Consider the following 20,841-nt stretch of genomic DNA (forward strand, 5'->3'; position numbering starts at 1 on the left):
TCTCTCTTTCAACACCATGACAAGGAATGAAAACTATGATGGTGATTCGTCCGATCAACAGGGATGATAAACAGGCGCTGCTCCATCTCGCGACCAAAACCGGGATAGGCTTTACTTCATTGCCTAATAATGAACAGCGCATCAGCGATCGTATTGAGCGCATGATCGCGACCTGGGAAGGCAGTGCGCCGCTGCACGAGCAGGGTTATCTGTTTGTGCTGGAAGATAGTGTCACTAAACAGGTGGTCGGGATCAGTGGCATCGAGGTGGCGATTGGACTGACAGAAGCCTGGTACGATTTTCGGGTTGGTACGCTGGTTCATGCATCGAAAGAACTGAATGTTTACACCCAGATGCCGACCCTGTTCCTCAGCAACGACCATACTGGGAACAGTGAGCTTTGCACCTTGTTCCTCGACCCGGATTATCGTCAGGGTAAGAATGGCCATCTGCTTTCCAAATCGCGCATGCTATTTATGGCCACCTTTGAAGACAAGTTTGCTGACAAACTGATCGCGGAAATGCGCGGCGTCTCGGATGAAAATGGTCACTCTCCGTTCTGGGAAAGCTTAGGCCGCCATTTCTTTGCGATTGATTTCAGCGAGGCAGATTACCTGACCGGTATTGGTCAGAAAGCGTTTATTGCTGAACTGATGCCAAAGCACCCGTTCTACGTCGATTTCCTCACCGATGAGGCAAAAGCGGTTATCGCTGAAGTGCATGAGAACACGCTGCCGGCGCGAAAAATTCTGGAAAGCGAAGGCATGCGTTATGAAGGGTATATCGATATTTTCGATGCGGGCCCGACTCTGGAGGCTTATACCAAAGATCTGCGTATTGTGCGTGACCATGAAACGCGCCGCGTCGCGGTCGTTGACGACGCAGAAGAGGGCGTAACGCCATTGCTGATTGGTAACCAGAGTTACCAGCATTATCGTGCCATTGTCGCCAATCAGCCCTACACCCGCGACGAAATTTTACTGACCGCCGAGCAGGCTGACGCGCTCAATGTCACCGCGGGTGAGGTGGTCAGAATTGCGCCGTTATTTGCACGGGAAAAACATCATGGTCTGGGCTGACCGGACCATGAATAGATTTGATGTGATTGGACTTTCGGTGAGACCAGATGGCCGTGTTCAAGCCAATTTATCCAAAACGATGTGTACCCCACATATACGATTAGTCAGTACCGACTACGATTAATAAATACCTGGCACGCGTAGTCAAGACGGGCCGCGAGAAGGTACAGGTGATAAGGAGCAGTAGACTATGTCACAACATACAGTGTCATCCCATTCGGTGTCAGAAATGGCCGCCAATCAGCAGCCAGATGTGACCGCTTATGAAGCAAACTTTGATGGTCTGGTAGGGCTGACCCATAACTATGCCGGGCTTTCGTTTGGTAATGTTGCGTCCACATCCAACAAGAACGCGGTGGCCAATCCGAAACTGGCTGCACTGCAAGGCCTGGAGAAAATGAAAACTCTGGCGGATATGGGCTTCAAGCAAGGCGTTCTGCCGCCGCAGGAGCGGCCATGTGTGCACACATTGCGTAAGCTCGGATTCAGTGGTACCGATGCCCAGGTTATCGCGCAAGCGGCTAAAAAAGCGCCGCGCCTGCTGGCTAACGTCAGTTCGGCTTCTTCCATGTGGGTTGCGAACGCGGCAACTGTCTCTCCCTCTGCTGATACTGCCGATCACAAAGTGCACTTCACCGTAGCGAATCTGAATAACAAGTTTCATCGTTCGATTGAAGATGGCACCACAGGACGTGCTCTGCAGGCCATTTTCCGCGATGATCGCCATTTTTCCCATCATGATGCTCTGCCGCAACAGGCGATCATGGGTGATGAAGGCGCGGCCAACCATAACCGGTTGTGTGCCAGTTACGGTGACGCCGGCGTTGAAGTTTTTGTTTATGGCCGTCAGGCGTTTGGCGGTGAGATCGAGCCACAAAAATACCCGGCGCGCCAAACCCGCGAAGCCAGTGAAGCGGTAGCCCGGCTGCATCAGCTCAATGACGACAATACCGTGTTTCTGCAGCAGAATCCGGCGGTCATTGACCAGGGCGTGTTCCATAATGATGTGATAGCGGTAAGCAATGGCCCGGTGCTGTTCCACCATCAGGAAGCGTTTCATCACCAGGTTGCGGCGTTTGCTGAAATTGAGCGCAAGCTGGCTCGGGTTGGCGCTGAGTTTACCCCGATTGAAGTGCCGACCAGCAAGGTGTCGGTACAAGACGCGGTGCATACTTATCTGTTTAACAGCCAGTTACTGACCAAGCCGGATGGCAGCATGATGATAGTGGTGCCACAGGAGTCGCGCAATAACGAACGGGTATGGATGTATCTCAATGAGCTGGTTACCAGTGGCGGGCCTATCCGTGACATCCGGGTCTTTGATTTGCGTGAGAGTATGTGTAACGGTGGTGGTCCGGCGTGTCTGCGTTTACGAGTTGTGTTGACCGAACAAGAATTACAGGCAACAAATCAACGCGCAGTGATGAATGATGCGTTGTATCAGTCACTGACTCACTGGGTGGGTAAACATTATCGTGACCGACTGACTGAAGCGGACCTTGCTGACCCGCAATTGCTGACAGAAAACCGTACGGCACTCGATGAGCTGACCCAAATTATGGGGCTGGGCTCGATTTATCCGTTCCAGCAGTAATGTTGCCAAAAACACCGACAGAAAAAATGCCCGGGTAACCGGGCATTTTACTTTTTATCGTCACGCTTTGAGAGTGGGTGATTAGGCTTTAACCAGGTCACTGCAGATCAGCGGTAGCCGTCAGGGTTTCGTCATCTTCCTTCAGCATAGGGGCTACCACTCGATATCGATAGGTGTGCCGCTGTCCACTAAACTGAGGAATTCATCCATTTCCCGATTGGTGAGAGCGATACAACCATTGGTCCAGTCGAAACTCTGGATGTATTCGGGACGGCCGTCGAATCCTTGTTTGAGGCCGTGAATCTTAATGGCGCCGCCGGGGTTGACGCCCATTGACTCGGCGCGTCTGAGATCCTGTTGGTTGGGGTAGCTGATGTTCATCGAACGGTAGAAGCCGGACTGCTCGCTGACATAGTCGAGATAGTAACGTCCTTCCGGCGTGCGTTGGTCGCCTTCCTGAACTTTGTGACCTTTAGGGGATTTTCCCAGTGCGATCCGAAATTCACGAATCACCCGTCCTTGCTCGAGCAGGTACATACGGCGTTTGGATTTATCGACCTGCACCAGATCGGCTTTCAGCGCTGCAACCGGTGCAAAGCGCCCGTCCGCAGAGGTGGCGGCACTGAATAGAGTCGGCAGCAATGACAATAAGGTCACAGACAGGGTGCTGTTTTTTCGCATAACGAGTTCGTGAGTAACGGCTATTCCAGCGGAACAGTGGGTAAACCAAGGCAAATGAGGACTCTATTATGCGGGCAGTTTTACGTTCAGTGCCAGTGCGGATTGCGGCTGGCCAATCAAAATGTGAGACCAGCAGCACTCAATTGGTTATTTCAGCTGGTCTATTGCGGGTTCAATCAGACAAAAAATACTCGATGGTCGATACAACGCGCACTTTCTTGATATGAGGCGTGTTGTTATCCCGGTCAGAAATGGAAAATTGCCCCTGCGTCGCGCGTTTGATTTTGCCCAGGGTACTTTGCGAATCTTTGGCAAACTTTTCGGCAACCTGCCGAGCCTGTAGCGTCGCTTCTTCGACCATTTCCGGCTTGATCTCGTTAAGTCCTGAGAACAGATATTCAATCTGGCTATTGTAGTTGGCTGCGTTAAACACGATGCCTTCTTTACCCAGTTCACCAATCTGGCTGATGGCCTGGCGCACCAGTTCAACATTCGGGCTGTACACCGTCAGCGACTGGGTCGCGAGATAACGCAATTCAACCGGAGAATCTCCGCCGTACTGCTGAGCTTTTTTGTCGATCACCGCAGGAGAGGATAGTGATACCGCATCGGCGCTGATGCCCTGGCGGGCCAGAAACTGCATCACTTGCTGGGTCTGCAGATCAAGCGTGGTGAACAGGCTGGGTAAGTCGTTATCTGCCAGAGTAAACTGAATCGGCCAAATCACGGTATCCGCTGCGACTTCACGCTCTGAAAGGCCTTTCACGGTGACGACCCGTTCATATTCTTTAAACTTAACCGCCGATTGCTGCACATAGTAGCCGAGGGTGGCAGGGCCTAGTAGCAGACACAGGCCAAGGATAAGAGAGGATTTAGTGGTTAACTGGGTCATAATACGCTCCGAAATCGATTCTCCCGTCAGCGTAGACGAGCTGACGGGGAATCGTTAAGCGTCAGATCACGTTCACAGCGTTGCTAACGGATCTTTGACCTGTTTTTTGCGTTTGTTCTGCTGCTGTTCTATCCGTTTGGTTAACTGCGCCAGCTCGCGGCTACTATATGAGCCAGGATTAGCAGAGTACAGTGCCTGGTTGAGTTCGCTCAGTGCCAGTTGCAACTGCGCTTGTTCCTGATCGGTTGTGACCACCTCAGCTTGCCAGCGTTTGAGCGCATGACTGAGAGCAATGCCATCGTTGCCCTGCAGCGCCTGTTGCAGTTGTTGGTAGTTTGAGGAAGCCGTACCGGTTGGCGCCTCTGGTGCTGGCTTGCCCGGTTTGCGCATCTTCCATACCAGCATCACAAAGCAGACTATCCAGAGCAGTGCAAACAGGGCGGTCAGATAAGGCCAGTAACCGGGATCTTTTATCGTGACGGTTTGAACCTCGGCAGGAGCAGTGGGGGCCGGAGTTGGTGTCGCGCCGACCACCGCCGGGTTATCACCTGGTTTTACGGTCAGGGTCAGGCCTGCTCCTGTAGTTGTCTGTTGCTGCTTGCGTACCGTATCCCACCAGTTAACCGCGACGGCGGGCAGGGTCACTTCGCCGCTTTGGCGCGGGATGAGAACCTGCTTTACCGTCATGGTGACATCGCCGTTATCTAGGGTATCGAAGACCGGCTTTTCGTCATACACGCGCACTGAATCGGGATAGTTGAGTTTCAGATCCGGCAGCTGCTCCGGTGACAGACCTGTCACCTGCACAGTGATTTCACGGCTAATAGAATCACCGACTTTAGTGACATAGCGGCTGCTTTCAATCGGCTGACTATTGCTGTCCAGCCAGCGCTCTTTCAGCGTCAGCAAGCTGGTGGGCAGCCAGTTGCCCTGGTAGTTGTCAGGCTTAGGCTCAACCGTGATGGTGTAGGTTTTCGGCGTAGTGTTGAGCGGAATGATGCGGGTTGAGCCATTAAAGCTGCTGCCATACACCAGGGTGCCGGTCAGGCTCGGCTCGGAGAGGGTAAACTTACCCGCTTTGGTCGCGGTGATGCGAAAGTTCTGATCGACGACCGTGACTTCAATCCCATCCATCACCGTCTGATACTGGTTTGGTTCTCCAGCCGCTTTGAGTTCCATGCCATCCACCTTTGGCGGCGCTATCTGGGGATCCTGCAAACGGCGCGGGTCGGCTTTGATGATCAAGCGGGCTTTGAGCAGCGCGCTCTCATTCGGATATAAAGTCGAGCGTGATAACTGACTCCGTACTTCGACCAGATCATCGCTGCCCGGAGCCGTTTCATCATTGGTCACCTGAATCGTAATCGGCTGAGTTTTTTCTCCGTTCAGCTCAAAGCTCGGAATCGTCACTGTGCCGATCTGATTGGCTGCCAGTGAGACGGTCCACTCACTGCGATTGGTGCGGGTACCGTTGATAATGTTAATGGATGAGCCAAAGCTGGGACGGCTCATAAAGAAATCTTTGTCTAACGGGCTGAAGTCGATATCGTCTGACGACGCTTTGTCCTCACTGACCACTTTAAGCTGAAAGACTTCATTTTTGGCCACCTTATTCTTACTGACGCTGGCGTAGAAAGCCGCACTGGCGCTCAGGCTGAACATGCAAAAAAATAGCACCGTCAGCCCGGTGATTAGGTGACGGACGAATGAAAGACGGCGGAATAATAATTTCATGATCACCACTTCTTACCTTGAGTTTGTGGAGGCTCTCTGTCTTGTGCCTGAAAATAAAGTTGGGCGCGCAATAGCTGGCTGGGATCGCGGGCGCTTTCGACTTGCTCGAGCTTACGTAATTCAGGATCGATCGGCTGCGTGGTGGCCTGAGTTGCAGACGCTGCCCGGTTATCTGAATCGTCCGCTTTTGCCTGACTCGCCTGTGCCTGCTGAGCTTGTGGCCGGGCCGTGGATGGCTGTTCGGCTGACTGCTTAGCGGATGATTGCTTAGCGGATGATTGCTTATCGCTCTGTTGCTGACTGGTGGCAGAGCCTGAGTGAGCCTGCTCTTTTTGATCGGTTTGAGCGCCCGGATTGTCTGGTGACGACTCAGGCTGGTTCGGTTTATTTTGCTCTTGGGCAGACGCAGGATTGTTCGACGACGGCTGAGAAGCGGATGTTTGATCAGGTTGCTCAGCGGTGTCGGGGTTCTGTCCGGCGTTTGGCTGCTTATCTGACCCCGAGTGCGATCCTGAGTTTCCTGATGGCGACTTATCGGCGCTGTTGTGCTGATTCGGTTGTGACTTATCCGCGTCAGAGCCAGACTTTGGTTGCTGTTGCTGTTGCTGTTGCTGTTGCTTCAGCGCCTGCTCGACGACCTGCAGGTTATGCTTTGCGTCGCTGTTGTCTGGTTCAGCCTGCAGAACCTGTTGGTAGAGCTGCTTGGCTTTGTCTAACTGACCAGCCTGCGCGTAGGCGTTGGCAAGGTTGTATTGTGCCTGCGGCGAAGGCTGTGCCAGCTGTGACAGAGCATTAATCGCACCTTGGTAGTCTTTGGCCTGATAGCGAGCGATCCCTTGCCATTCGGGGTCTGAGAACTGCTCGGCGGCGGCTGCGAAATCCTTTTGCTGATAGGACTGCATAGCCTGCTGGTCTGCGTTGAGCCAGGGGGGATGCCTCGGCACGTTGTGGTGGCATCGTCAGGCCGGTTGAAAGTAACAGTACAAAGATAAAACCACGTCGGAATAACAGTAAAGCCGGGCAAAGCAGCAGCAGGACCAGCCAGTAACCGTTATTGACATGGTCACTCACGGTTTGGCTGTTTTTCTTGCCGGTCAGCGGACGTTCATTTTGCGTGGCCGCCAGCAGGCGTTCGACATCGGAGCCGTCGGCACGGTACGGGGTAAAGATACCGTCCAGCTGCGTAGCCAGCGATTGCATCGTACTAAAGTCGGTTTTCGCGACCACGGTCTGCCCGGCGTCAGTTTTGAGCAGCGAGCCGTCCGGCAGAGTAATCGGTGCGCCGTCACGGGTGCCAAGGCCAAGGATCATCAGCCGGTAGTGAGTCCCCTGCAGCAATATTTCGATCGCCTGACTTTCCTGATTGTCGAGATCATCAGCCAGGACGATGATATCGCCCCGACGCAGCCCGGCATTGTTGAGCATGGTGATCGCCTGCTCGACTCCGCTGGCGGCATTCGCTCCGGGGTAGGGCATGATTTCCGGCGACAGGCTCGGGATCAGATTCGCTATGGTCGCACTGTCACTGGTCAACGGGCTGACCGTATAGGCATCGCCGCTATATGCGATTAAGGCGGTGCTGCCTTCCTGCCATCCTTTGAGCAGATCCAGCACTTTATAGCGTGCCTGTGCCAGGCGATTGGGTTTGATATCGGTGGCATGCATCGACAACGACATATCCATCACTACCACGCGTGCGTTGCTGGCCGAGTAGCTTGGCCTTGCTTGCTTTTCAAAACTCGGGCCTGCCAGGGCCAGTACAGCGACCAGCCAGCATATGGCAATAAGGGTCAGCGCGCGGCGCTGCTTATTGTCGCCCGATAAGCCGAGAGCGGCCGCCAGATGCGGCGCTATCAGGCTTTGATGACGCGCTCTGCGTGCCAGCCAGCCGAGTAAAAGAGCGAGTGGCACCAGGGCAGTCAGCCACCATGGCGAGAGGAAAATAAAATCAGACATGGTTTCTCCTCACAATAATCACCACCAGAGAAAGCAGCAGCGCCAGCGCGAGCGGATAAGCAAACCATTCGGTTTGCGGGCGCCAGGTTTGGGTCGCATTGGTGATGGGCTCCAGCTGATTGATGGTGTCGTAGATAGTCTGCAGATCCTGTTGGTTACGGGCGCGGAAATAGCGTCCGCCGGTGGTATCTGCAATCGCTTTGAGCGTCTTTTCGTCCAGATCCTGCGCCGTATTGACCTTACGGCTCATAAAGAAGTCTTTAACCATCATTTCGCCCGCACCCACTCCGACGGTGTAAATCGTGGTGTGGTATTTCTTGGCAATGGTGGCCGCTTCCATCGGATCCATCACTCCGGAGGTGTTACTGCCGTCACTGAGCAAAATCATCACGCGCTGCGGCGCATCGCCGTCAATAAAGGTTTTGGTCGCCAGACCAATCCCTTCACCAATGGCGGTTTTGGTACCGATCAGGCGCAACACGGCGCGGTTCAACTGCTCTGAGATGGTGTTGCGATCCAGTGTTAATGGGGTTTGCAGGTAGGCATGATCTGCAAACAAGATAAGCCCCAGACGGTCACCTTCCCGTTTACGAATGAAGTCCGACAACACCTGCTTGACCGCACTTAAACGATCAATGAACTGGTCACCGGATTTCATATCTTCCTGGCTCATCGAATAAGAGAGGTCGACCACCAGCATCAGATCGCGGTGTTTGGGTGAAGTCGTCACCGGGTCGCCATACCAGACCGGGCGGGCTGCCGCGGTGAGCAGGCAAATCCAGATAGCAACGGCAAGGGCTTTGATCCACCAATGACGAGGTTTAGCGCTGACCGTTTGCGCGGGAAGGTAGGGCAGATGTATCGCCGCTTGTTGTTTTATCGCTGGTGAGAAGCGATAGATCAGCAGCGGCAGGGGCAGCAGAACAAACAGCCACCAGAAAACGAACTCAATGTTTGCCAACGCTCGAAGGTCTCCGTTTTTTTGGTGGCAAAGCGTCCTGAACCCAAACGTAACAGTCCGCAACGAGTGCTTTGGCATCCGCTACAGGTTGTTTCTGGTATAAGGCTTGCTGCCACACGGTTTCATTCGGTACAAACAGCGGACGGCCGAGTTGTTCGTCCAGAAAGTTGTACCACTCTTTGCCCGTCAGATGAGCAATCTGGTCACGCGGAAAATAACAAAGCGCCGCTTGTCTGAGCAGTTCAATCGCCGAAGAGGGCGTATTGCTCAGGTGCGGATTGAGCAGACGTAGCGCGGTTTTTTGCGGCGCGATACGTTTTCGCTTCCAGCGTACCATCAGCAGGGAAAATACAACGACGCATAACAGGCCGGCTGCGAGTGCCCACCATCCCCAGGCTAAAGGCCACCAGGAAGGCTCTGAAGGGAGATGCAGCGCGTTTAATTCAAGCGGCGTCGAAGGTGTTTGCTTCATAGTTTTAAGTTATCCGGACAATTGTTGTAGCAAAGGACGCTCACAGGAGAGTGAACGATAATCTATCGCCAGAGACTGGCAGAGTGATTTTAGTTTTTCTTTTTGAGATTCAAAGGCTTTTTTGATCCCATTCCGGGTACTATTTGCGGAAAAGTTGAGCCAGCGCGTCTGTTGGTGATCGCTGACCCGCTCAACGCCACGAAAAGCGGTGTGGCCCTGCTCCAGCGGGTCAAAAATATGCACCAGGCGCACACGGTTATGGCGGTTGAGTTGACTGAACAGCGGGCGCAATGAATCGTCAAAACGGACAAAGTCGCTGATCATAATGACCTCGCTGCCTTTCGGGCACATCCGGTTGAGAGTTTGCATCGCGCTATGCATGGCAGGGGGAGCGCTTTGGGCCTGGGCCAGCGCGCGTTGCTGGGCGTCAACCAGACTTGCCATTAACTGCAATGGCCCTTTGCGGCGACTGGTCGGCTTGATTTCCAGTTGCTCATGGCCGAGGTCGATGACGGCACCGATACGATCTTTTTGCGCCACCGACAGCCAGCTCAGCAGGCTGGCAAAGTGTGCGGCCTGAACCGATTTGAGCATCAGGCGTGAGCCAAACTGCATCGATGGGCTCAGATCGATATAGAGGATGACCGGCTTTTCCTGCTCTTCGGTGAACAGCTTGGTATGCGGTTTTCCGGTGCGCGCCGTGACCCGCCAGTCGATCGTACGGATGTCGTCGCCCGGTTGATACTGACGCACTTCGGCAAAGTCCATGCCGCGTCCCAGACGGCGGCCCTGGTGCTGGCCGGCCATATGTGACCACAGGCTGCGCGCCGGAGGCAGCCATTTCACCGTTTGTTGCTGGTAGGGCAGCAGCTCTTCCAGACACAGGGTCACACCGTTGGCATGTTCGGGCAGCAGGTGAGGCTGATGTGTTGCCATGCTGATGTCCTACGCGCTGCCTACCAGAGATAACAGGTGGGCAATCACCTGATTAGGTTGAACGCCTTCGGCCTGGGCCTGATACGTCAGCAGCAGGCGGTGGCGCAGTACCGGAAAGACCATGCTCTGGACATCTTCCGGGCTGACAAAATCCCGGCCCTGTAACCAGGCATGCGCGCGCGCACAGCGATCCAGTGCTATGGTGGCACGCGGGCTGACACCCAGTTCAATCCATTGCGCCAGTTGCGCGTCGTATTGTGCGGGGTTACGGGTCGCCATGACCAGACGAATCAGGTAATGCTCAATCGACTCCGCCATATGAATATTGAGTACTTCCTGGCGGGCAGCGAAAATCTGCTCCTGAGTGATAACCGGTGGCGTTACTTCGGCGGTGCCTTTCGCTTCGCCGCGGTTAAGACGCAGAATCGCCAGTTCATGCTCGGCATCCGGATAGTCGACATCCAGGTGAAGCAGAAAACGGTCCAGTTGCGCTTCCGGCAGCGGATACGTGCCTTCCTGTTCAATCGGGTTTTGCGTCGCCATCACCAGAAACAGTTCCGGCAGGCGGTAGGTCTGGCGTCCGGCGGTGATTTGTTTTTCTGCCATGGCTTCCAACATCGCGGCCTGAACTTTGGCCGGTGCGCGGTTGATTTCATCCGCCAGGATCAGCGAATTGAAAATCGGCCCGGCCTGAAAGGTGAATTCACCGGTTTCAGGACGATAAATATCCGTCCCGGTTAGATCGGCAGGCAGCAGATCGGGCGTGAACTGAATGCGGTGAAAATCGCCTTCAATGCAGTCTGCCAGGGATTTTACCGCCCTGGTTTTTGCCAGGCCCGGCGGACCTTCAACCAGGATATGCCCATCAGCCAAGAGTGCGACCAGCAGTTGCTCAACCAGGGATTGCTGACCGATAACCTGTTGATTCAGATAATTCTGTAATGTTTGAAAAGTGTGTGACTGCATGTAACTCAACTCTCCTTCGAGCTTTTAATCTCTGCCTACATTCGGCAGTTAGTACCGGATTTGTAACAAAAAGTTCCAACGATTTTTTGAGTCGCTCTCTAAACGGCCAATTGTTAGACAAATTGGGGCTCAGCTTAAAGGCCAATCATGGGCTGAACCCCCGCTCTTTCTTCACCTCGGTTATGGCAGGGTATCTGAAATCCACTAGACTCAAATTACTTGGCACAAATCTCACTTATGATTCAATTTTGATATATGATTCATTTGTTTTCATAAAAATAAGAGTTGAATCTCAAGTCTTAATCAGATTGGCCGATAATTCATCACGGGTAATGTGTTTACTAAGATCTCGCGTTTTTACCAAGGTCTAGCGTTTTACCAGGGTCCAGTATTTACCAGGGTCCAGTGACGCCATCAAGGTAATGCTACATAACTAAGGTAATAGCGCGCCCAAGTCAGCTTAAGCCATTTAAGGCGAGGAAAATGTTAAAATTCAATAATATAACGATTAAACAGAAAGTGGTGTTAGGGATAACCTTTGCCGTACTGGCATCCACCATCATTATGGGGGTTATTGCGCAGCGTCAGTCTCGAGCGGCCTTGCAGCATCAGCTGGTGGATGTTGAGTTACCGACTATGCTGGCACAAATCGGCGAGCAGATTGATCGTGAAGTGAGTACGTTACTGCAAGCGGCGAAACAATTGGCGCAAAATGAGTACATCAAGCAGGCGATCGTCTCAACCGATCGCGAGCCAGGCAGTGAAGCTCGTCTGGTTAAACAGCTCAACAATGTCGTCGGACAGTACCAGCTTAACGATGCATCGGTGGCGAACCGCGACACCGCTTATTACTGGAATCAGAACGGCTTTCTGCGTCAGCTGACCCGTGATCAGGATGGCTGGTTCTTTAACTTTACCTCGTCAGGCCAGGCTACCATGGTTAGCATGTTCCAGGAGCCGTCGACCGGTGAAGTGAAGATGTTCGCCAACTATCAGGACCTTTCCAGCAACAGTTTGTCCGGCCTGTCTAAATCGATGGATGACATGGTAAAGCTGCTCAACAGTTTCCAGATTGAGCAAACCGGCTTTGTGTTCCTGGCGGATGCCAAAGGCAAAGTACAGATTCATCGTCAAAAACAGCAGGCCAATGCCACGCTGCGATCTTTATACGGTGCACAGGCGGATGCATTGCTTAATCAATCCGGTTTTAATCTGATTCATGCTGACTATCAGGGTCAGCCGGTATTTGTTGCCAGCCTGTATATCCCGTCGATGGACTGGTTTGTGGTGGGTAATGTACCGGTTGAGGAAGTGTTTGCTGAACTCGACCAGATGACTCATCGCATGCTGCTGATCACCTTCGGGGTGGCTGCGCTGTTTATTGGCCTGGGTTTTGTGCTCGCCAACAGTATCGTCAATCCGATTCGCCAACTGGCGCAGCGTTTTAGTGAACTCGGCCAGGGGGATGGCGATCTTTCCCAGCGTATCATCGTTGACGGCAATGACGAAATCGCTCAGCTATCTGCCGGTTTTAATGGCTTTATTGATAAGATTCATCACTCGATTAAGGAAGTGGCGTCGACCAGCAGTTCGCTGCAACAAGCCGCGCAGACGGTCTCTGACAAGGCAAGCACGACGCATGATAACAGTCAAATGCAGCGTGATCAGACCATTCAGGTGGTTGCTGCCATCAACCAGATGGGCGCGACGATTGCAGAGATCGCCTCTAACGCTGCGACTGCTGCCGATACCGCCAGCCAGGCATCGGATAACACCCGGGAAGGACGAGGTGTGGTGGCTCGCTCGAAAGATTCCATCAATCGCCTTGCAACCGATATTGAACAGACTGGTCGGGTGGTAGAAGAACTGGCGGCGACGACGCAGCAGATCGGCTCGATTCTGGATGTGATTCGTGACGTTTCCGAGCAGACCAACCTGCTGGCGCTGAATGCCGCGATTGAAGCCGCGCGTGCCGGTGAACAGGGACGTGGTTTTGCTGTGGTTGCCGATGAAGTCCGTAACCTGGCCAGTCGCACCGCTTCATCGACAGAGCAGATTCAGAAGATGATCGACAAGCTGCAAAGTGATGCCAAAAATGCAGTAACAGCGATGACGGCAGGCAAAGCATTGACATCGGAAAGTGTCGCTTCTTCCGATGAAGCGGTGCAGGTGCTGGTGGCAATTTCTGAACGGATTAACGATATTTCGGATCGTAATACCCAAGTAGCGACCGCCACCGAAGAGCAGTCGACCGTGGTTTACACCATTAACCAGAATATTGAAGAGATCAACGCGATTAATGAAGTAACCACAGGAACCGCGGAAGAGTTGGCTGCGGCCAGTCGCGATCTGAGTCAATTGTCTGCGCGTCTGGATAAGATGGTGGGCAGTTTTAAGCTCTAGAATCAGAGTGGCGAGTTAGGTACACTCTGGCTCAGTAATTAAAATCTTATTAGGTAAGCACGATGAGCGATTTTGAAAAAGAACTGGAGCTGATGGCTGAGGAAGCGGGCGAAGAACAAGAAGTCCCATTGCCAACGCTGGAAGAGCAAAAAGCGATTGCACAGGAACTGAAACAACTGGAAGCAGACGGCAAACTGACGCCGGAAGTTCTCGAGCAGTATTTCGGTAAATTTTTCTCGAAAAGTGACGCGCCGATTCACTAATTGTTCTGTTGAAACCAACCGTTCTTTCGAGAGCAACAGTTGTGTTGAGACTAACTGTTTTCTTGAGACTAACAGGTCTCTAGAGACAAATAGCTCGCGTACGCTTAAAATCTCGCAGCATGTTTTAAAGGCACCTGAATTCAGGTGCCTTTTTGTTATGTTTACACTATTCGTTTGTGCCAAACCATTCACTTGTGTCAAAGCATTCACTTGTGTCAAAGCATTCGTTTAGGGCAAATCATTCGTTTAGGGTAAACCATTCGTTTAGGGTAAACCATTGCTTTAATGCGTCGACGCTTTGCTGCTGATTTCCTGCAATACGCTAAGCAGATTTTCGGTGGTCTGCGCGCCGGAGATCAGATGACGCTGATCGAGAATGATTGCCGGTACCGCCTGAATTCCGGCCTGCAGCCACTGCTGTTCGGTATTGGCAACCGTCTTTGCCCAGGACTCATCATGCAGGATCTGCCGGCACTGCCCCCTCTCCAGGCCGACCTGCTCAGCCAAGTCCAGCAATACCTCTTCATCATCCATTGCCTGACCACGGGTAAAGTAAGCGTCAAACAGCGCCATTTGCAATTCTGCCTGTTTGTGATGCTGATTCGCCCAAAGTAATAGCTGGTGGGCTTTGCGGGTGTTGTAGATACGCATGTCATCAAAAAATCGGAAAGTGAAACCGACTTCTTGACCTAAGCGCAGCAAAGTGTCCCGCGCCGCGATGCTTGATTGGGTCGATGTGCCGTACTTACGGGCCAGGTGCTCACGCAGATTTTCTCCGCCTTGTGGCAGGGTTGGATTGAGCTCAAAGGGGTGCCAGTGAATCTCCGCCCGGATTTGTCCGGACAGAATAGCCAGCGCCGCCTCCAGGCGCTTATAACCGATAATGCACCAGGGGCAGACAACGTCGGAGACGATATCAATTCGGACAGTGCGCATGTCAGGCTCCAGGTTTGTCTAAATATTGAACAACTAAGTATAGCTTTTGCATGGTTTTCTAACTTGGGAGTGAGTCAAACTTTAACCAAAGGGGAGCAAAATGGATGTCCTACGCCCTGACTCTCAACCGTAATTTATTCTCCAAAGGGGGATTTACCTATGTTTGGTCGATTTATAATCAGCGTCAATGTTAGCAAGCCGCCTTATTTATTTCGTATTCTTCGCTTGCTAAAGTAGAAGGAGTTTGGCTCATGAACAGTGTTCAACCGACCGATGTCATTTTACATGCCTTTGACTGGCCCTACGGCCTGGTCACTCAGCGGGCAGATCTTATTCGCCAGTCTGGCTACAAAGCGGTACTCGTCTCACCTCCGATGAAATCGTATCAAACTAAATCAGGTACGCCCTGGTGGCAGCGCTATCAGCCACAGGATTATCGTCTGATCGATAACCAGTTAGGCAATACCGAAGATTTTATTTTAATGATCAATACACTAAGCTCATTCGGCATCCTGGTGTATATCGATGTGGTCTTTAACCATATGGCCAATGAGTCGAAGCAACGACTCGATCTGCAATACCCGAGCAGCCAGGACATTAAGGCGTATCGAAAAAAACCGCGCTACTACCAGAAACAGCGACTATTCGGCGATCTGTCCGAGCCTTTATTTGAAGAGGATGATTTTGTTGAAGCGTTCGGGATTCTCGACTGGAAGGACAAATGGCAGGTACAGAATGGCCGCATTACCGGCGGGCCGCATGATCAGGGATTACCGACTTTGCGCGACAATCCTCATGTCGTAGAGCAGCAGAGAAACTATCTGCTGGCGATGAAGCAACTCGGGGTGAAGGGGTTTCGGATTGATGCCGCCAAACATATGACCATTGAGCATCTGAAAAAGGTCTGGAGTGAAGATATCACTCATGACGTGCACATTTTTGGGGAAATCATTACCGATGGTGGGGCAACCCATGAAGAATATCGTTTGTTCCTGCAACCCTATCTGGAGGAAACCTCTCTCGGTGCATACGATTTTCCGCTGTTTCAGACCATTTACACTGCGCTGCAGAAGCAAGGCTCCTTAACCGCGCTCATTGATCCTTACTGTTTTGGTGAGGCTCTGTCGAAAGAGCGGGCGATTACGTTTGCCATCACCCATGATATTCCCAACAACGATGTGTTTTCAGACTTGGTGATGTCGCCGCAGCGTGAAGCGCTGGCCTACAGCTACATCCTCGGCCGTGATGGCGGTGTGCCGCTGATTTACGCCGATTTGAATACCAGCGGCTTTTTGCTGGAAGATGACACGCCGCGCTGGGAGCACGCCTGGTGTGATCCAAAAATGGCGGCCAGAATTGCTTTTCACAATCAAATGCATGGGCTGCCAATGGTCCATCTGGAAGCTAACGATGATCTCTTGGTGTTCAGTCGCGGTGAGCGCGGCGTGGTGATCATAAACAAATCAGCCCGCCCCCAGAGTATCGACCTGAACTGGCCGCAGGCTCTGCTTGATCTGTTAAGTGGTCAGCAGTTTGAATCTGACGGCGAAAAAGTCACGATAGAAACGCCGGCGATGAGCAGCCGAATGTTGTGTTTAGCCAAGGCGCAGAGTTAGGCCATTAAGCTGATGCACTGTTTAGAACAGACGACTGGAACTGTGAGAGAAAAAAATAGCCGCGTCACAGGACGCGGCTGAATCTAAGACAGGGAGGGTTTGCCCCTGTACAGACGGGGCAATACGCCGATTAAACGACGTATTGGGTCGCAGTTTTGACAGAGGCTTGTTAATTTTTTTCATAATGTAAGATGCTTGCCAGAATCTGCCCGGTTTTCATCAATCACATATTGCTTCAACTATAATTGAGATGAATATCAACAAACGATAAAACAAAGCAATGGGTGTAGCATGAAAACTTTACCTCTTATGGCACTGAGCAGTGCCGCTCTTTTATTGACTGCCTGTGGTGGTGGCGGTGACGATAGTTCGACCCAGACCGCAACAGTCTCTTTTGCCGTGTCTGATGCTCCGGTTGATTATGCCTCGTCAGTGACGATTGGTTTTACTCAGGTTGAGCTGGTGCAGCAGAACGGTGAGTCGATTTTTCTGGATGTGAATCCGGATGATCCAAGTGCAGACTACGAACAAATTGATTTGCTGGATTATCAAGGCGCAAACTCAGCGCTCATCATTACCAATCAAGAAATCCCGGTTGGTACCTATCAGAATCTGATTCTGCATATCAGCAGCGAGTCTAACGTGAACTTTGTCGATGACGCTGATGGCACACAGGATCTGAAACAGCCAAGTAACCGACTGCGTTTAGGCAGCTTTACCGTCAGTAATGAAGCGACTCAGGCATTTACGATTGAGTTTGATCTGCGCTCTTCACTGGTAATGCGCGGTAACAGCGGTAGTCAGAACGGCTATATTCTCAAACCGCATGGCGTCAGCATTCTGAGCAACAGTGATGTGGTCAGTCTGTCAGGCACGGTGGATCAGACGTTGCTGGATGAGGGCGAGACGTGCAGTACGGAAACCAGCAGTTATGTGTACCTGTACCAAGGTCTGGTATCCGGCTCAGAGCTGGGTGATCTGGTTGATGAAAACGATCCAGAGTTCGATGCTACGAATCCGGTACCGGAAGGCGTAGTGACTCCTTATGCCTCGACGGCGCTAGATGAGACGTTAAACTACTCGTTTGGCTTCCTGCCAACCGGTGACTACACCGTCGCCTTTACCTGTAACGGTGCTGGTGATGATTCCATTCAGTACGACGGCCAGGATATAGTGCCGCTGCCATCTCCAGCGGACCAGGTGCATGAGGTGACTCTGACCGCAGGTGAAGAGGGTGTGGTGAATTTTGAGTATATCGCACCGGAACCGACGCCGGATCCGGTTGAAGAGACCACTACCACTTCGCTGTAAGCGACGCTGTCAGATACGCCTGCTCTCTGCGGTGGGTAAGCGCCCAGCCGCGCTGAAGACAACGGCTCCGTCATTTGGCGGGGTCGTTTTGTTTTTGAGCCGGTGAGTTGAGCTTTTCTTTATCTCAAAATGCGCTTTCCCCATATCAATAGTATGGACTTAATCCACCAAAACCTGATTTATAGCAACTCTTACTCAGACAGAATCCGTACTATGGATTGCAATTGACTGCGTATATACCCATTCACACGCCAGTGCACCTGGTGCGCCGCATTCTGACTCTATCGGGTATAAGCGCATGGTTCCGGTTGGGCTGCCACTCAACGGTATTTTGACAGACAGTGAGATTCGCTATGGAAAATCTGGTCGGGCGTTTTCTGCGCTATGTGACTTATGACACTCAATCTAAACCAAAAAACCATCACTGCCCGAGTTCCACTGGTCAAAAAGCATTTGCCCTGATGCTGCACGATGAGTTACTGGAACTGGGCTTGAGCGAGGTGACGCTCGATGAGCATGGTTACGTGATGGCCAAGCTGAAATCGAATGTGGATTATGCTGTTCCGGCGATTGGCTTTATCGCCCATATGGATACGGCGCCGGATGCGTCAGGCAAGAACATCAAGCCGCAAATTGTGGAAAATTATCAGGGCGGCGATATTGCCCTCGGGCGCGGCGATGAAGTGTTGTCGCCGATCCACTATCCGGAACTGCACCATTTGCACGGCTTTAACCTCATCACCACAGACGGAAAAACCTTACTCGGTGCGGATGATAAGGCCGGAGTCGCGGAGATCATCACCGCGTTAGCAGTGCTAATTGCTCATCCGGAGATTGAGCACGGTGACATCTGCGTCGCTTTCACCCCGGATGAGGAGATTGGCCGGGGTGCGCACCATTTTGATGTCAAAAAGTTTGGCGCGCAGTGGGCCTATACCGTTGATGGTGGCCCGGTCGGCGAACTGGAGTATGAGAACTTTCATGCTGCGACTGCATCGGTCATTTGTCACGGGGTCTGCGTTCATCCCGGCACGGCGAAAAACAAGCTGGTAAATGCGATGCAGATTGCAGCACGCTTTATCCTGATGATGCCGGAGCAGGAAACGCCGGAGCACACCGACGGCTATCAGGGCTTCTATCACCTTGCCGCGGCCAAAATGGCGGTCGCAAAGTCAGAACTCGATTACCTGTTGCGTGATTTTGAACGCGAAGGGCTGGAGGCTCGTAAGCGGTGCATGCAGGACATCGTGAGTACGCTCAACAGCCAACTGAAAAAAGGCCGGGTGGAGCTTATCATTCACGATTGCTATGCCAACATGAAAGAGAAAATAGCGCCGCATCCGCACATTATTGAACTGGCGCAAGCTGCGATGGAGGAGTGCGGTGTCGAGCCGCTGATCAAGCCGATTCGCGGTGGTACCGATGGCGCGCGTCTCTCCTTTATGGGCCTGCCGTGTCCGAACCTGTTTACCGGCGGTTATAACTTCCACGGGATTCATGAGTTTATTACCATCGAAGGTATGGAGCAGGCGGTTAAAGTGCTGGTTAAGCTGGCCCAGAAAACCGCCCAGCGTTATCAGAGTTAGCTTCCGTTACGAACGGTTATGAGTTACGAACGGTTATGAGCGACAACCGCGTTTAATCCTTCCTCATCAATGGTCTCACGCCGCGCCTTTTTGCCGCGGCGTTTTTATTGGCTGCCGGTCAGTGTCAGCGGCACAAACCGATCTGGTGAGCAAGTGAGCGGCTATGAATAAATATTGAGCATGAAGCTTGCCGTGTTTTGATAAAGTGCATAATTCCGGGTAACCAAGCCGACACTTGTGCGGCCATTGGGTATACTCTGGCGAGCTGTCAGCCAGGTTATTGCTCTTAATAATGGACGGGTTGCATAAAGTCACTGCGGCGGGACTTTAGGGTCCGAATCGATTATCAGGCCGCAGGTTTAGTGGACGCTCGGGCTAACGCCCGGCACCCACTGATGATAAGTTGGGCTGCTCATCAAGTCATGTAACAAGATAGGATTAGGGAATGGAGAAGCTTAACGTTATCGTTGAATATCTGCTCACACACAAATTGATATTCTCGGCCATTATTCTGGCGGTGATGATTTTGCTGCGTCGGGTGGCGTTGGCGCGCATCCGCGGCGATGGTGCTTTTCTCAGCGAGCATCAGCGTAAATGGATGTCGAGCACCAAAAACGGGACCTTTGTGGCGACCCTGTTTATATTGTTTGCCTTGTGGCAACCGGAAATCAGTGAATTTGCGCTTTCCGTTGCGGCAATTGCGGTGGCGATTGTGGTGGCGTCGAAAGAGATTATCTTGTGTTTCACCGGTTCAATCCAGCGTGCCAGTTCACGCTCATTTCGTATCGGCGACTGGATTGAAGTCGGCAAACTGAGCGGGGAAGTGATCGAACACAACATGATGGCGACTGTGATTCAGGAGATCGATTTGCAGAACGGGCGTTATCATTACACCGGTAAAACCGCCACCTTGCCGAACAGTATGTTTTTTACCTTTCCGGTCAAAAACCTCAACTTCATGAAGCGCTATGTATTCCACAATTTCAGTATTGTGGTGCCGGATTTCGTCAATCTGTATCCGCTGCTGCCGGCGCTTAATGCCCGGATTGAAGAGCACTTTGCGCACTTTATCGATGTGGCACGCCGCTATAATGCCATGATTGAAAAGCATGCCGGCGTTGATCTGCCGAGTGCTGACCCGCACATCGATATCACCTCCACCATGACCGGCGAGCAGGTGGTCAACGTGATGATTTTCTGTCCGACTGAGCGGGCCACCGATCTGGAGCAACTGATTCGGCGCGATTTTATGTATGAATATGAGCAGGCCTTTAGCCAGCAGGCTGATGTGGCATCGCCGTCCGAACCACAACCTGTGTCAGTTCAATAAGTGTGTTCTGTTCAGTAACCGTTTTTAGCGTAGTCATCGTTCTTACGCGGTAACGGCTCTCGCACAATCAGTATGCTGTGTGTAATAACGTAAGGGGGATAAGCGATTATCCCCCTTGTTGTATC

Annotated in this window: 18 protein-coding genes; 8 read left to right on the forward strand and 10 right to left on the reverse strand. The window is 52.3% G+C overall.

Annotated elements, in window-relative coordinates; all coding sequences use genetic code 11:
- Window positions 1-35 precede the first annotated feature (35 nt).
- On the forward strand, window positions 36-1,079 hold the full coding sequence (astA, locus tag KNV97_RS05565) for an arginine N-succinyltransferase (RefSeq protein WP_136487441.1): 1,044 nt from the start codon (window positions 36-38) through the stop codon (window positions 1,077-1,079).
- A 253-nt stretch (window positions 1,080-1,332) separates the two neighbouring features.
- The gene (gene astB / locus KNV97_RS05570) at window positions 1,333-2,673 is read left to right on the forward strand and encodes an N-succinylarginine dihydrolase (RefSeq protein WP_218562138.1); all 1,341 of its coding nucleotides are present in this window, start codon (window positions 1,333-1,335) and stop codon (window positions 2,671-2,673) included.
- Window positions 2,674-2,826: 153 nt separating this feature from the next.
- Here astB and KNV97_RS05575 read toward each other — a convergent pair whose 3' ends face one another.
- The 9 genes from KNV97_RS05575 to KNV97_RS05610 form a co-directional block, all read right to left on the reverse strand.
- A complete protein-coding gene (locus KNV97_RS05575; RefSeq protein ID WP_136487440.1) occupies window positions 2,827-3,354 on the reverse strand; it encodes a L,D-transpeptidase family protein in 528 nt (175 codons plus the stop codon).
- Window positions 3,355-3,526: 172 nt separating this feature from the next.
- The gene (locus KNV97_RS05580) at window positions 3,527-4,246 is read right to left on the reverse strand and encodes an SIMPL domain-containing protein (protein WP_218561735.1); all 720 of its coding nucleotides are present in this window, start codon (window positions 4,244-4,246) and stop codon (window positions 3,527-3,529) included.
- A 72-nt stretch (window positions 4,247-4,318) separates the two neighbouring features.
- Window positions 4,319-5,980: a BatD family protein gene (locus KNV97_RS05585; protein ID WP_256611560.1), complete on the reverse strand. Its 1,662-nt coding sequence runs from the start codon at window positions 5,978-5,980 to the stop codon at window positions 4,319-4,321.
- Between the two features lie 2 nt (window positions 5,981-5,982).
- Window positions 5,983-6,882 (reverse strand): tetratricopeptide repeat protein, encoded by a 900-nt coding sequence (locus KNV97_RS22100; protein ID WP_322972659.1) that lies wholly within the window; start codon window positions 6,880-6,882, stop codon window positions 5,983-5,985.
- Entirely contained in the window at window positions 6,773-7,936 is a 1,164-nt protein-coding gene (locus KNV97_RS22105; protein ID WP_322972660.1) for a VWA domain-containing protein, read from the reverse strand. The genes KNV97_RS22100 and KNV97_RS22105 overlap by 110 nt, the downstream gene beginning before the upstream one ends.
- Window positions 7,929-8,897 carry a vWA domain-containing protein gene (locus KNV97_RS05595; RefSeq protein ID WP_218561737.1) on the reverse strand — a complete coding sequence of 323 codons (969 nt, stop codon included), beginning with the start codon at window positions 8,895-8,897 and terminating at the stop codon, window positions 7,929-7,931. The genes KNV97_RS22105 and KNV97_RS05595 overlap by 8 nt, the downstream gene beginning before the upstream one ends.
- Window positions 8,884-9,369, reverse strand: coding sequence for a DUF4381 domain-containing protein (locus KNV97_RS05600; RefSeq protein WP_136487435.1), 486 nt, complete (start codon window positions 9,367-9,369; stop codon window positions 8,884-8,886). Before KNV97_RS05600 ends, KNV97_RS05595 begins: the two co-directional genes overlap by 14 nt.
- Window positions 9,370-9,378: 9 nt before the next feature.
- Window positions 9,379-10,305: a DUF58 domain-containing protein gene (locus tag KNV97_RS05605; protein ID WP_218561738.1), complete on the reverse strand. Its 927-nt coding sequence runs from the start codon at window positions 10,303-10,305 to the stop codon at window positions 9,379-9,381.
- A 9-nt stretch (window positions 10,306-10,314) separates the two neighbouring features.
- A complete protein-coding gene (locus KNV97_RS05610) occupies window positions 10,315-11,271 on the reverse strand; it encodes an AAA family ATPase (protein ID WP_218561739.1) in 957 nt (318 codons plus the stop codon).
- A 483-nt stretch (window positions 11,272-11,754) separates the two neighbouring features.
- Between KNV97_RS05610 and KNV97_RS05615 the strand changes: the two genes are divergently transcribed.
- Together KNV97_RS05615 and KNV97_RS05620 are read left to right on the forward strand one after the other, a co-directional pair.
- Window positions 11,755-13,674 (forward strand): methyl-accepting chemotaxis protein, encoded by a 1,920-nt coding sequence (locus KNV97_RS05615; RefSeq protein ID WP_218561740.1) that lies wholly within the window; start codon window positions 11,755-11,757, stop codon window positions 13,672-13,674.
- Between the two features lie 62 nt (window positions 13,675-13,736).
- Window positions 13,737-13,937 carry a restriction endonuclease subunit S gene (locus tag KNV97_RS05620; RefSeq protein WP_136487431.1) on the forward strand — a complete coding sequence of 67 codons (201 nt, stop codon included), beginning with the start codon at window positions 13,737-13,739 and terminating at the stop codon, window positions 13,935-13,937.
- 282 nt (window positions 13,938-14,219) lie between these two features.
- On the opposite strand, the gene KNV97_RS05625 is transcribed toward KNV97_RS05620, so the two are convergent.
- Complete coding sequence (locus KNV97_RS05625; RefSeq protein WP_136487430.1) at window positions 14,220-14,873, reverse strand: DsbA family oxidoreductase; 654 nt, start codon at window positions 14,871-14,873, stop codon at window positions 14,220-14,222.
- 251 nt (window positions 14,874-15,124) lie between these two features.
- Between KNV97_RS05625 and KNV97_RS05630 the strand changes: the two genes are divergently transcribed.
- The 4 genes from KNV97_RS05630 to KNV97_RS05645 all read left to right on the forward strand — a co-directional run bounded on the left by KNV97_RS05630 (window position 15,125) and on the right by KNV97_RS05645 (window position 20,716).
- The gene (locus KNV97_RS05630) at window positions 15,125-16,489 is read left to right on the forward strand and encodes an alpha-amylase family protein (RefSeq protein WP_218561741.1); all 1,365 of its coding nucleotides are present in this window, start codon (window positions 15,125-15,127) and stop codon (window positions 16,487-16,489) included.
- Between the two features lie 291 nt (window positions 16,490-16,780).
- Window positions 16,781-17,800, forward strand: a complete 1,020-nt coding sequence (locus KNV97_RS05635) for a DUF4382 domain-containing protein (RefSeq protein WP_136487428.1) — start codon at window positions 16,781-16,783, stop codon at window positions 17,798-17,800.
- A gap of 353 nt (window positions 17,801-18,153) precedes the next feature.
- Window positions 18,154-19,386: a peptidase T gene (pepT, locus tag KNV97_RS05640; RefSeq protein WP_218561742.1), complete on the forward strand. Its 1,233-nt coding sequence runs from the start codon at window positions 18,154-18,156 to the stop codon at window positions 19,384-19,386.
- A 445-nt stretch (window positions 19,387-19,831) separates the two neighbouring features.
- Window positions 19,832-20,716, forward strand: coding sequence for a mechanosensitive ion channel family protein (locus tag KNV97_RS05645; RefSeq protein WP_218561743.1), 885 nt, complete (start codon window positions 19,832-19,834; stop codon window positions 20,714-20,716).
- The last annotated feature ends 125 nt before the right edge of the window (window positions 20,717-20,841 follow it).

The organism is Vibrio ostreae (assembly GCF_019226825.1).
Classification (GTDB): Bacteria; Pseudomonadota; Gammaproteobacteria; order Enterobacterales; family Vibrionaceae; genus Vibrio; species Vibrio ostreae.